The organism is Bacillus sp. SN1, assembly GCF_002796895.1.
GTDB classification, from domain to species: Bacteria; Bacillota; Bacilli; order Bacillales; family Bacillaceae; genus Bacillus; species Bacillus inaquosorum.
The window spans coordinates 42,702-54,144 of record NZ_PHIE01000007.1; the positions used below are offsets into that span (position 1 = coordinate 42,702).

11 protein-coding genes are annotated in these 11,443 nt (G+C 48.9%); 2 read left to right on the top strand and 9 right to left on the bottom strand.

The window, feature by feature from the left end; genetic code table 11:
- Positions 1-65: 65 nt before the first annotated feature.
- Complete coding sequence (gene lutP, locus CVV77_RS20090) at positions 66-1,757, top strand: L-lactate permease LutP (RefSeq protein ID WP_100276329.1); 1,692 nt, start codon at positions 66-68, stop codon at positions 1,755-1,757.
- Between the two features lie 26 nt (positions 1,758-1,783).
- On the opposite strand, the gene rpoN is transcribed toward lutP, so the two are convergent.
- Positions 1,784-3,094 carry an RNA polymerase factor sigma-54 gene (gene rpoN, locus CVV77_RS20095; protein ID WP_100276330.1) on the bottom strand — a complete coding sequence of 437 codons (1,311 nt, stop codon included), beginning with the start codon at positions 3,092-3,094 and terminating at the stop codon, positions 1,784-1,786.
- Positions 3,095-3,172: 78 nt separating this feature from the next.
- Between rpoN and yvfG the strand changes: the two genes are divergently transcribed.
- Positions 3,173-3,391 carry a protein YvfG gene (yvfG, locus tag CVV77_RS20100; protein WP_003235267.1) on the top strand — a complete coding sequence of 73 codons (219 nt, stop codon included), beginning with the start codon at positions 3,173-3,175 and terminating at the stop codon, positions 3,389-3,391.
- A gap of 9 nt (positions 3,392-3,400) precedes the next feature.
- Here the strand turns inward: yvfG and CVV77_RS20105 are convergent, their stop codons facing one another.
- The 8 genes from CVV77_RS20105 to CVV77_RS20140 are packed head-to-tail and all read right to left on the bottom strand — an operon-like array spanning position 3,401 to position 11,431.
- Positions 3,401-4,369 (bottom strand): polysaccharide pyruvyl transferase family protein, encoded by a 969-nt coding sequence (locus CVV77_RS20105; RefSeq protein WP_100276331.1) that lies wholly within the window; start codon positions 4,367-4,369, stop codon positions 3,401-3,403.
- Complete coding sequence (locus CVV77_RS20110; protein ID WP_100276332.1) at positions 4,348-5,514, bottom strand: DegT/DnrJ/EryC1/StrS family aminotransferase; 1,167 nt, start codon at positions 5,512-5,514, stop codon at positions 4,348-4,350. The genes CVV77_RS20105 and CVV77_RS20110 overlap by 22 nt, the downstream gene beginning before the upstream one ends.
- A gap of 16 nt (positions 5,515-5,530) precedes the next feature.
- A complete protein-coding gene (locus CVV77_RS20115; RefSeq protein ID WP_100276333.1) occupies positions 5,531-6,169 on the bottom strand; it encodes an acetyltransferase in 639 nt (212 codons plus the stop codon).
- On the bottom strand, positions 6,166-6,774 hold the full coding sequence (locus CVV77_RS20120) for a sugar transferase (RefSeq protein WP_100276334.1): 609 nt from the start codon (positions 6,772-6,774) through the stop codon (positions 6,166-6,168). Before CVV77_RS20120 ends, CVV77_RS20115 begins: the two co-directional genes overlap by 4 nt.
- Positions 6,771-8,288 (bottom strand): MATE family efflux transporter, encoded by a 1,518-nt coding sequence (locus tag CVV77_RS20125; RefSeq protein WP_100276335.1) that lies wholly within the window; start codon positions 8,286-8,288, stop codon positions 6,771-6,773. Before CVV77_RS20125 ends, CVV77_RS20120 begins: the two co-directional genes overlap by 4 nt.
- Positions 8,285-9,319, bottom strand: a complete 1,035-nt coding sequence (locus tag CVV77_RS20130) for a glycosyltransferase (protein ID WP_100276336.1) — start codon at positions 9,317-9,319, stop codon at positions 8,285-8,287. Before CVV77_RS20130 ends, CVV77_RS20125 begins: the two co-directional genes overlap by 4 nt.
- Positions 9,316-10,392 carry a polysaccharide pyruvyl transferase family protein gene (locus tag CVV77_RS20135; RefSeq protein WP_100276337.1) on the bottom strand — a complete coding sequence of 359 codons (1,077 nt, stop codon included), beginning with the start codon at positions 10,390-10,392 and terminating at the stop codon, positions 9,316-9,318. Before CVV77_RS20135 ends, CVV77_RS20130 begins: the two co-directional genes overlap by 4 nt.
- Before the next feature lie 4 nt (positions 10,393-10,396).
- Positions 10,397-11,431 carry a glycosyltransferase family 2 protein gene (locus CVV77_RS20140; protein WP_100276338.1) on the bottom strand — a complete coding sequence of 345 codons (1,035 nt, stop codon included), beginning with the start codon at positions 11,429-11,431 and terminating at the stop codon, positions 10,397-10,399.
- Positions 11,432-11,443: the final 12 nt, after the last annotated feature.

Consider the following 11,443-nt stretch of genomic DNA (forward strand, 5'->3'; position numbering starts at 1 on the left):
GATCATATCATCTTTAGAAACCGCTTACATATGACGCCAGTTTATGTTTCAAGGAGGGGTTTGGGATGCAATGGACACAGGCATTTACGCCTATAGGGGGAAATTTGCTTTTATCAGCGCTTGCCGCACTTGTACCGATTATTTTCTTTTTTTGGGCACTCGCGATTAAACGGATGAAGGGGTATACAGCGGGCTTGTCCACCTTGGGGATCGCGCTTGTGATTGCTGTATTGGTTTATCGGATGCCGGCGGAAAAAGCGCTGATGTCCGCTACACAAGGAGCCGTATACGGGGTTTTGCCTATCGGCTGGATCATTGTAACGTCTGTTTTTTTGTATAAAATCACTGTGAAAACGGGACAGTTTGATATTATTCGCAGCTCTGTTCTCTCGATTACCGATGACCGCCGGCTTCAGGCGCTTCTGATCGCTTTCTCATTCGGTGCTTTTTTAGAAGGAGCGGCGGGCTTCGGGGCGCCGGTCGCCATTTCTGCCGCGCTGCTGGTCGGCCTCGGCTTTAATCCTCTTTATGCAGCGGGAATCTGTTTGATCGCCAATACAGCCCCTGTGGCCTTTGGGGCGATTGGGATTCCGATTACAGCTGTAGAAGGGCCGACAGGGATTCCGGCGATGGAGATTTCGCAAATGGTCGGGCGGCAGCTGCCGTTTCTATCCGTATTTATTCCTCTTTATTTAATCATTATCATGAGCGGGTTCAGGAAAGCCTTTGAAGTTTGGCCGGCGATTCTCGTTTCCGGTGTTTCCTTTGCTGTTGTTCAATATCTCAGTTCTAATTTTTTAGGGCCTGAGCTGCCGGATGTTTTGTCCGCTCTGGTTTCGATGGCTGCACTTGCTGTGTTTTTAAAATGGTGGAAGCCGAAAACAACATTTCGGTTTGCCAGTGAACAGGAATCGGCCGCTGCGATTGAAACGGCGAAAACGAATCCAGCAGCACCTGCGTACAGCGGCGGACAGATATTCAAGGCCTGGTCGCCATTTCTGCTGCTGACAGTGATGATTTCTGTATGGGGCATTCCATCTGTCAAATCGGCGCTGACCGGGCATTATGAAGGCTCCGCTGTTTTCCTGAAGTGGCTGAATGCTGTTGGAGAAAAATTGACTTTTGCCCCCGGTGTGCCTTTTTTGAACAATCAAATTGTCAATGCTGACGGTGCGCCGATTGAAGCGGTTTACAAGCTCGAGGTGCTTGGTTCGGCCGGCACCGCGATATTGATTGCCGCTGTGCTGTCAAAGTTCATCACGGCGATTTCGTGGAAAAACTGGGGAGCTGTTTTTCAGGAAACGATCCAAGAGCTGAAGTTTCCGATTTTGACCATTGCTTCTGTCGTTGGTTTTGCCTATGTCACCAATTCCTCTGGAATGAGCACGACACTCGGGATGACACTCGCGCTGACAGGTTCAATGTTTACCTTCTTCTCGCCTGTTCTCGGCTGGCTCGGCGTCTTTATTACCGGCTCAGATACTTCTGCCAACCTGCTGTTCGGCAACCTGCAGAAAGTCACCGCATTATCAGTCGGCATGGACCCGGTTCTGTCTGTCGCTGCCAACTCATCAGGCGGTGTCACAGGAAAAATGATTTCGCCGCAGTCAATTGCGGTGGCGTGCGCCGCGGTAGGGCTCGCGGGAAAGGAATCAGATCTTTTCCGCTTTACGATTAAGCACAGCTTGTTTTTGCTGCTGCTCGTTTGTATCATCACTTTTTTGCAGCATCATGTGTTCAGCTGGATGATTCCTTAAAAAAATCCTCCCGTCAAGGGAGGATTTTATTTATACCGTTTTCTCGCCGCCGATGACGGAATGTTCATTTGATCGCGGTATTTTGCCACGGTTCGTCTGGAGATTTGGATGCCGTGCTGTTCATATAGCAAATCAGCTAGCTTTTGATCTGAGAGCGGTTTTGTTTTGTCCTCTTGATTGATCAGGCCTTCAAGATGCGTTTTGACTGCATAGTTAGATGCATCTCCATCTCCTGAAGCCTCGGCTTTTGCTGAGAAAAAGAGTTTCATCTCAAACAGTCCGTACGGCGTTTGTATCGTTTTCCCTTTAATTGCCCGGCTCACAGTTGATTCATGAAGGCTTAGGCAGTCCGCTACCTCCCTGAGGGTCAGCGGCTTCATTGCGCTTCGCCCTTTCAGAAAGAAATCCTTTTGCCGTGTGATCAGTTCATTTACGATTCTCGTGATCGTCTGTTTTCGCTGTCGCAGCGCGCGGCTCAGCCAGCGCCATTCCTGATATTTTGCAGATAAATAAGAGGCGGTATCCTGACAGGAGCCGGACGATAAAAGCGTTCTGTACTGAGGATGCAGGTCTATTTCTGGAAACGAGCGGGTATTCAGCTCCGCTGCGATGTGCCCGTTTTTCACGGTGATAAAAATGTCAGGCTCGATATACACATCTTGCTCTGGCCGGGCAAATAGAAGGCCCGGTCTTGGATGAAGAGCTGCGATGTCATCAGAGATATCTTGAATGGTATGAAGCGGAAATCCCGTTTCTCTTGAAAGCGCTTTCCAGTTTTTTTGCGCGAAAGCATCAAAATGAGCTGAAACAAGCATTTCCGCTTGTTCATTTCTGTTCGGCAGCCGCTGTAATTGAAGAAGGATACATTCCTGCAGAGATCTTGCACCGATTCCAGCCGGCTCTAACGACTGGAGTTTTGCCAAAACAGCTTCCGCTTCCTTGATTGAAACAGATAGTCGCCGTGCTGCCTCCTCCACTTCTTCTTCCAAGTACCCGTTCGAATCAAGCGAATGAATCAGATAATTGAAAATCTTTTTTTCAGAGTTTGTCAAATTCATATCAAGTGACTGCTGTTTTAACACATCCTGCAATGTTTTTTGCGGATCACTTAATTGAAGGCCTGCTTCCTGTGCATTCATCCTGTTTTTGTTTATTTTATGGTAAGATAGTGGCGGTGTGTCTGTTTCCTTTCGTTCAATAAGAGGGTTTTCCAGTGAGAGCTCATCAATGTATTCGGCGAGTTCTGCCGAATGATAGCCAAGCAGCGTGATGGCCTGCCTGAGCTCCTGTGTCAGTTGAGGCTTTAATACTTGTACTTGCTGAAGTTTCATATCCATCTTGCTCACTCCCCTTTCTTCATTGTACATGATTGAGATCGCACCGTATACATTTATGAAAAAGGAGCTGCCAAAGAAATGTCTGAACTTTTTTCCGTACCTTATTTTATTGAGAATTTCAAACAGCATATTGAAATGAATCAGTCTGAGGATAAAATCCACGCGATGAACAGTTACTACCGTTCCGTCGTCTCAACGCTTGTGCAGGACCAGCTGACGAAAAACGCAGTCGTCTTGAAACGGATTCAGCATTTAGATGAAGCGTACAACAAAGTCAAACGGGGAGAATCAAAATAAACCTTCCGCTCACATGTGAGCAGGAAGGTTTTCCTTCTTTGAAGCGCTCTGGATGAGTCGAGTATTCGGCACGCCTTCCATCCAGGTGTGATAGTAATTGGCATTTTTCCCGTAGGAATTATCAATGACCGTGTTTTCTTTTTGAAGAAGAGAGGACAAGATGTGGCCGTGCAGCCTTGACGTTTCTACCGATTCGTAACGGCTGAAAAACCGAATCGCTTTTTTAACGATATAATCCGAGTATTTTTCCCAAATATACGCGATGGGCAGAGGGTTGCCCGCTTTTTTGTTCAGAACGTTCACCGTTTGCAGAAAAGCGATCGTCCGGCGGTCTGAAGCTGACAGCACCGTGCGCCAATCGTAGCTTTCCGCTTTTGCGTCTTCCTGAAGCTCCTTGTTTGCTTCATGATCTGTTCTGATAAATCTCAGCTTTTGATTAATCGGCTGCAGCGTTGGAACGACAGGAAACAGCTGATGAGCCATATCAGGCAGAAGCTTAATATGATTGCTTGTAAAGTAAGCCTGTGCTGTTGTATAGGAAGCTTTTTCCCTTGTGATGATATGGAGATTTGCATGCTTAGAAAATATCTCCGCCGTCCGTTTGAGATTGTCTTCGTTTTGGAAATAAATCGATTGCGGCAGGATCACGATTTTGTGGTTCGGATAGGTTTGGACGATTTTCTCTCTAAAACCTTGATAATACGGATACAAGTCCCCGAAGTTGCCGCCTCCCTGGCAGACGATGATGAGGTTCGGATCCAGCTTTCGCCCAACTGGAAAATTGTCGGGATTCCAGCGTTTTCTGACCCGGATCCCATGTTCTTTAAAGAAGGCTTCTGTTCCCTTCATAATAAATAAATCCCCTACATTTCCGTATAGAGGATAGTCGGCATATATGATCTCGGACTGTTTCGGAATGACATCGAGCAGCCCGGACAGTTTCTGTTTCAGGCTGATCATCGAATGCTTGCTGTCCATTTCTTCACCTCGGCAGTTTGGAATAAGTGTACTAGCACATCAATGACCCGGTCTTGTTCTTCTTCCGTCAGATTTGACCCAGACGGGAGACAGATCCCTCGCTTGAAAAGATCTTCGCATATGCTCTCATTACCTTCATGAGAATAAAATAAAGACGGCGCAAACAATGGCTGGGCATGGAGCGGCTTCCACAGCGGCCGCGCTTCAATGTTTTCTTCAGCAAGACGCTGAACCGCGTCATATGGATTCAGCCCGTTATCAAGTGTGAGTGTGGTAAGCCAGCGATTGGATACGCCTGCTGCATACTCCGGCATAAAGCGGACGCCGTCTATGTGACCGAGCGCATTTTTGTATCTCGTAAAAATGGCCCTTCTTTTCTCCACCCGCTCATCTAGTACTTCAAGCTGGGCAATGCCTACGCCGGCTAGGATATTGCTCAGTCTGTAATTGTGTCCGATTTCGCTGTGCTGATAATGAACAGCCGGATCACGGGCCTGTGAAGCGAGAAATCTAGCTTTTTCAATGGCGGCTTCATCGTCTGAAACGAGCATCCCGCCACCTGATGTGGTGATAATTTTGTTCCCGTTAAATGAAAAAATGCCGAAGCGCCCGAATGTCCCGCTTTGCTTCCCTTTATAAACTGTGCCGAGAGATTCGGCTGCGTCCTCAATGACAGGAACTCCGTATGCGTCACACAGGCTTACGATTTCATCCATTTTCGCGCTTTGCCCATATAAATTGACGGCAATGACCGCTTTGGGCAGCTTTCCGTTTCTTTTCGCAACCTCCAGCGCTCGTTCAAGGGCTTTCGGCGACATATTCCACGTATCAGGCTCAGAATCAATAAAGACGGGCACCGCTTTTTCATATAAAATCGGATTGGCGGTCGCCACAAATGTAAAGGACTGGCAAAACACACAGTCTCCTTCTTTTACCTCAAGCAAACGCAGCGCCAGATGAATCGCCGCCGTTCCAGAGCTGACCGCAGCCCCCCCTTTTACGCCGACGCGTTCAGCCAATTGTTCTTCAAATGAATTCACGAGAGGCCCAAGCGGCGCAATCCAGTTTGAGCGAAAGGCTTCTGAAATATAGTGCTGCTCTCTGCCGCTCATGTGAGGGGGAGATAAGTAGATTTTTTTATGCATATAATCATCCTTTGTTTTATGTTTGAATGGAAGAAATAATGCGCGCCGGGGCACCGGCCGCCGTTACCCTGTCCGGTATGGAACGGATCACCGCGGAGCCGGCGCCGACATTGCTCCAGGCCCCGATTGTGAGCTGCGGTATGACGGACGCGCCGGTTCCGACATGAGCGCCTTCCTGAACAACGACCGCTCCTGACAGCGTGACACGCGGGGAAAGATGGACATAATCGCTGATTTGATTGTCGTGCTCTGCCACTGCACCCGTATTGATGATGCAGTGGGCGCCGATACGCGCATCCGCCTGAATGATCGCGCCCGCCATAATCACGGTCCCTTCTCCGATGACAGCAGACTTGCTGACGATGGCTGTCGGGTGAATCAATGTAATGAAATCTTCTTTCTTCAGTCCCAGTCGCTCTGCCAGCTGTTTTCTGACACTGTTGTTTCCGATGGCGATGAGGAACAACACATCGGGGACCAGCCTGCGCACTTCAGAAATGGCTTCCGGCGGGCCTGTGCACCACTCTTTTCCGGCTTCAAACGATCTGAATTTATCATCCAGCACAGCGGTTAAGCGCGTGTCTGGCCGGGCGTTTATCAGCTCTCTGATCACCTTTCCGTGTCCGCCGTCACCCACAATAGCCACGTTTCTCATGAGGACACATCTCCGCTTCCTGTAAACCGTTCCGCCGTCACATGATTGGTTTGCTGAATCCCTTCTGAAACAAGCACTTTTCGCACCGTCAAACATAAAATTTTCAAATCGAGAAAAAATGATCGGTTGTCAACGTACCAAACATCGAATTCAAATTTCTTTTCCCAGGAAATTGCGTTTCTACCGTTGATTTGCGCCCAGCCTGTGATACCCGGCTTCACCTCATGGCGCCGTGCCTGCTTTTCTGTATAAAGCGGCAGATAGTCCATCAACAGCGGCCGCGGACCGACAAGGCTGAGATCGCCTTTTAGGACATTCAGCAGCTGCGGAAGCTCATCGATGCTCAGCTTCCTGATCAGCCTGCCCGTTTTCGTCAGCCGGACTTCATCAGGCAGCAGATTTCCTTCACTGTCCCGTTCATCCGTCATCGTTCGGAATTTATAAAGGGTGAACGGTTTGCCGTGCAGGCCCGGCCTTACTTGCTTAAAGAAGACGGGTGATCCTATTTTCAGCCTGACAACGGCGATGGTGAGCAAAATGATGACACTCGTACAGTACAATAAAAGAATGGCGGCCGTCAGATCAAAAAGTCGTTTCAGGATCAAAGATTCACAGCTCCTTTCGTTTTTCGAAACCGTTTCAGTACCAGCTGTCTTTCCTCTTTCGTACAAACGAGCGTAAAAGCGAAAACGGCGTAGCAGCAGCTGACTGTCATTCCCGCCGCTATCAGTGATGTCCAGCCGTCAATCTTCACAAAGAACCGGATCGCCTCACAGACCGCCCAGGCAAACGCAGCTGCTGAAAGAGGCCCAATTATGCCTTTGAAGAACACGTGCTTTTTGTAGCCGGTAATGCGGGATACGTAAAGCGGCGTAAAGATGGCATTTTTTAAAATAAGAGAAATCGCCCCGGCCAATGTAATGCCGTACAGGCCAAGATGAGCCGGCCCGCTCAGCGCGACGGCCAGCACCACATTCACCGCGCCTAACAGCAGGGTAACGATCGCCGGTGTTTTTTGTTTATTAAAGGCGGTCCATATATAGAACATTGGCATAAAGGCGAGGCTGACCACTAAGTATCCGGCATGAATATATAAAAGCGGTGCTATAGACGAAAAGGACGGTCCGAGCCAGATCGTCAGAAAAGGCCCCGCCAAACCGCCCAATAAGGCAGCGGGAAGCGCAAGCAGAAGACCGTTCAGCCTCACTGCCTTGTTGGCGTAATTCACCAATCCGTCCATATCGCCTTTTGAATAATACGAAGTCATAAGCGGCGCAAACAGGGATGCGACAGTACCAGCCAAGCTGCGCAGCAGCAGCGGAAACTGGATGATCGCCGCGTATTTCCCGGATGCAGACGCCCCCAGCACCAAATTGGCGGTTAATAGATCAATCTGCAAAAAAAGCAGGACGCCGATTTGATTGACGGAGCTCCATGTGCCCGCCTGAAACAGCTCCTTGCTTGTGCGGAATGAAAGATCCTTCATACGAAACGAGAACCACGGAATCAGCTTTTTGAAGAAATAGAGAGACAGCACAGACGCGATGACAGCACCAGCTAAAGCGGCAAGCTGGATCTGCCAGATTTTCGGTGTGAAGCATGCAAACAAGAGCAGCACAGACAGCACGCGTACAAGCATTTGCACCGCCTGAATTGAGCTGGTGATGTAAAGGCGGTTGGCATAAAATGGAGCAGCGCCGAAACCCGCCATCAGAAACGTTAAGATGAACAGCAGACTGCCGATCAAAATCGACAAACGCACATCGGCCAAAAGCGCTGGCGGCACGTTCATGATACGGCCAATAAAGAAAGCTGACCCCGCAAGAGGCAGCAAAAGAAGCAATGATATCAGAACAGACGCCGCCAAATAGTTGCTGATATACGCATTTGCTTTATCCCGCTCTCCCCTGTGGGCGGCGACAGAAAAGAACCGCACGACAACCGAGCTGAGCGCCACGGTGATAATTGAAAAGTAATTAATCACATTTTGTGTCAAATGAACAAAGCCGAACGCTTCCACACCAAGTGTTTTGACAATAAAAGGCGTCATCCAGACCGACAGGAATACTGACAAGAGAAAAGCCGTGAGATTAGCGCTGAAGTTTATCGTGAATTTCATGCCTGCTTCGCACTGCCTTTCATTGTCCCCCGCTGCTCGAAAAACAGCTTGATGAGAAATATGAGCCGCAGTTTGCACAGGCCTAATACCAAACGCTCGCCTCTTAATAATTTCTCATGCTGAAACGGCGTATTTCTGACAGCCTGCCGCACCATGTCATAGGATAAAATCTGCCTGATCTGCTTTTTGATGTCTTTCGGCGGATTTGGAGAAGCACAGGCATTTGCCAGAAGCATCGGAAGCTGGTGCTTGCAAATGTACACATTTAAATCTTCTTTGCATGCACCTGCTAAACCGTAATGATTGTAGAATGCGATTTTAGCCTGATATTGCTTTTGAATCTGTTCATCCATCGCCGGCTTATAAGGCATTTCTGTCAGGCTGTTCGGGTTTTCACGATAGATGTACAAGCCTTCATCCAGCATTTTCACCCGTTCCGCTTCGAAAAAAGCGGACAAATTGAAGGGGGAGTCTTCGGCAAAACGGATGTCTTCATCAAACAGCAGATTGGCCCTTTCCAAAAGCTCACGGCGATAAACATAACGCCATACATACCAGATAAATCTCGTTTCGTGAGCATGTTTAAGCCGTTCAGCCATTTCAGGTTTTATCAGCACGCGGTTTATGTCAAGCTGCGGCGGCACATACAGCCGCCTGTCCGCTGACTGCTTGTAAAAACCGCATCCAGCGATGTCGAGCCGGTTCTCCTCCGCTTCTTCAATCAGCCTCTGGAACATGTCGGAAGATACATAATCGTCTCCATCGACAAAGCCGATGTAAGTGCCCCGCGCGGCCTTTATTCCCGTATTTCGTGCTGAACTCAGCCCGCCGTTTGTCTGATGAATGACCCGGATTCTCGCATCCCGTTTTGCATAGTCCTCTGCAATCTCGCCTGAACGATCCGGGGTTCCGTCATTCACGAGGATGATTTCAATATCAGAAAGCGTTTGACAAAGCAGTGAGTCAATGCATTCCTCTATAAATGGTTCAACGTTATACATCGGAACAATAATGCTGACGAGCGGGTTCATTGCGCTTCACCGCTGATTTTGTCACGCAGCCCTTTAAAATACACATCTCTTGGAAAGCCGGCACGGGGTGTTTCTTTTGTTAACAGCTCTTTTACTGCGTCTGTCACGCGCTCGGGGTCCGGATGTTCAATCAGCTTCATGGATGGGATGTCTTTGAGCCATTGATAGCCCTCCATCACCTTGTGGTCGAAGGAACGGATGACAACACACGGCGTTCCTGTCAGCGCGCAAAAAATCATGCCGTGAAGCCTGTCAGTGACAACAGCTTCTGCGCTTTGCAGCTTAGACCACAGCGCTTCAAGCTCCTGCTCCCGTGAGTCGCGGCTGACCCGGCGCCCAATCGTTGTTGTAAAGGATTGGATTTCGCCGAATTCTGCAAAAAGCGCGGCCTTGACCCGGTTTCTCTCATCCTCCTGAAGGACGCTTTCCTGATCCTCGCGCAAACACATATAAACCCCTTCGCGCTCTGCGGGGGTCTTGCTTCTATCTAAATACAGCACCATGTCCGGCTGCTTCAAAATCGTTTTTTCTTGAAAATGCCGTTTCATAAATTGATACGTTGTTTCATCCCGAGCCATCAGCAATAGGCAGGGGTGCGCGTTATAAATTTTCTGTGCCCGTTTCAGCTCTTTGCGCCCCTTTTTCGTATCAGAAAAATGAGCCGTTGCCGGAAGCTGGACAACTCGATAGTCGTGAAATGTTTTAATGATAAAGCGGCGCGTCCACTCCTCATAACGGTATAAATCCCCCATGTTTCCGCCGCCGATGATAAAGACCATATCCTCCGGATGGCGCGAGCGGAGCAGCGCTTTCGCTGATTTGTAAATGTCCTTCATATCGACCTCAACGATGTCAAAATCGGGATATTCCCGCTCAAGAAATGCCTTGCTGGCATAAGCAATCGCGTGGTCTCCCAAATTATCATGAGACGGCAGCAGGGTCAGTATGATTTTTTTCTGATGTGCTGCGGCCTTTACCGGCTGATCGGCCGCACCCAGCCAATATTGGGACGGGTATTTGACCTTAAGCAGCAGCCATTCTGCAAGATTGATTTTCAACGATTGTAACGACATGTCCTCACCCTCTGTTTCTCATTTTGTACTCGATTACCCGCTGATACACGGCTGACGCCATAGCGACGAACGGAATCATTCTGTATTTCGCCATCAGAAGCAGGCATGACCGTTTTGCATCAAAAGGCGCAGTACCCGTTTTTGAGAGGCTCTCCTGAAACACCGGGTCCGCGCAAATCACGCCGACATTTCTAAGCTTTTCGAGCAGCCTGCGGCTGCCGCTTGTTTTCCATTCGTTCAGCATACAGATGCTGCTGTGAAGCACCATAAAAGTATCAAGCTCCTTTTGGTACTCCTCCAGTTTGTTGTTCTCCTGTAAAAACGCCGCATTTGCCTCATATAGCGCAAGTCCTGATTCAAACAATTTTTTCTGATAGCGCTGCACAATGGAGGAAAGGTGAATTCGGTAATGATAGAGCGACGCTTTTACGTAGGATACCGAGCGGGCGAAAAAATGAGCCCGGAAGCTGAAAAACTGATCCTCGACATGCTCCAGCTCACCTCGGAGCGGAAACGACAGCCGGTGTGCTTCAATCATGCTTCTTCTGTACAGTTTGTTCCATGAAAACCCTCTGACCTTCCCTTCGAATAACGCCTTGATATAGTGCTCCTTCGGCTGCCCCTGATAGGTTTCCGCAATGTCAGAGATCATCGTTTTTCCAGTGTCCTCAAACTCCGCGGCGTAATTGCAAATGACCAGATCAGTTTCATGGCCTGCTGCCTGGAGCATCCGCTCGCAATAATCAGGCTCGATCCAATCATCTGAATCGATAAACGCGATAAACTCGCCGCGTGCCGCCTCGATGCCTTTATTCCGAACCGCGCCGAGCCCTTGATTCTCCTGATGTATCACTCTGAACCTGTTGTCGTTTTTAGCGTATTCCTCCGCGATATCCGGGCTGGCGTCTGCTGAACCGTCATTGACGACGATGATTTCAATATTGTCCACCGTCTGATTCCGTAATGATTCGAGACACGTTTTGATATATGTTTCTGTGTTATAAACAGCGACTAACAGACTAACCGCAGGTGTTTCCATAATGACCGGCTC

What these genes read in the sequence shown, in the direction of transcription:
- CVV77_RS20115 (WP_100276333.1), bottom strand. Translation starts at nt 6,169, where the DNA reads ATGAGAAACGTGGCTATTGTGGGTGACGGCGGACACGGAAAGGTGATC.
- CVV77_RS20125 (WP_100276335.1), bottom strand. Translation starts at nt 8,288, where the DNA reads ATGAAATTCACGATAAACTTCAGCGCTAATCTCACGGCTTTTCTCTTG.
- CVV77_RS20130 (WP_100276336.1), bottom strand. Translation starts at nt 9,319, where the DNA reads ATGAACCCGCTCGTCAGCATTATTGTTCCGATGTATAACGTTGAACCA.
- rpoN (WP_100276330.1), bottom strand. Translation starts at nt 3,094, where the DNA reads ATGGATATGAAACTTCAGCAAGTACAAGTATTAAAGCCTCAACTGACA.
- CVV77_RS20110 (WP_100276332.1), bottom strand. Translation starts at nt 5,514, where the DNA reads ATGCATAAAAAAATCTACTTATCTCCCCCTCACATGAGCGGCAGAGAG.
- lutP (WP_100276329.1), top strand. Translation starts at nt 66, where the DNA reads ATGCAATGGACACAGGCATTTACGCCTATAGGGGGAAATTTGCTTTTA.
- CVV77_RS20140 (WP_100276338.1), bottom strand. Translation starts at nt 11,431, where the DNA reads ATGGAAACACCTGCGGTTAGTCTGTTAGTCGCTGTTTATAACACAGAA.
- yvfG (WP_003235267.1), top strand. Translation starts at nt 3,173, where the DNA reads ATGTCTGAACTTTTTTCCGTACCTTATTTTATTGAGAATTTCAAACAG.
- CVV77_RS20135 (WP_100276337.1), bottom strand. Translation starts at nt 10,392, where the DNA reads ATGTCGTTACAATCGTTGAAAATCAATCTTGCAGAATGGCTGCTGCTT.
- CVV77_RS20105 (WP_100276331.1), bottom strand. Translation starts at nt 4,369, where the DNA reads ATGGACAGCAAGCATTCGATGATCAGCCTGAAACAGAAACTGTCCGGG.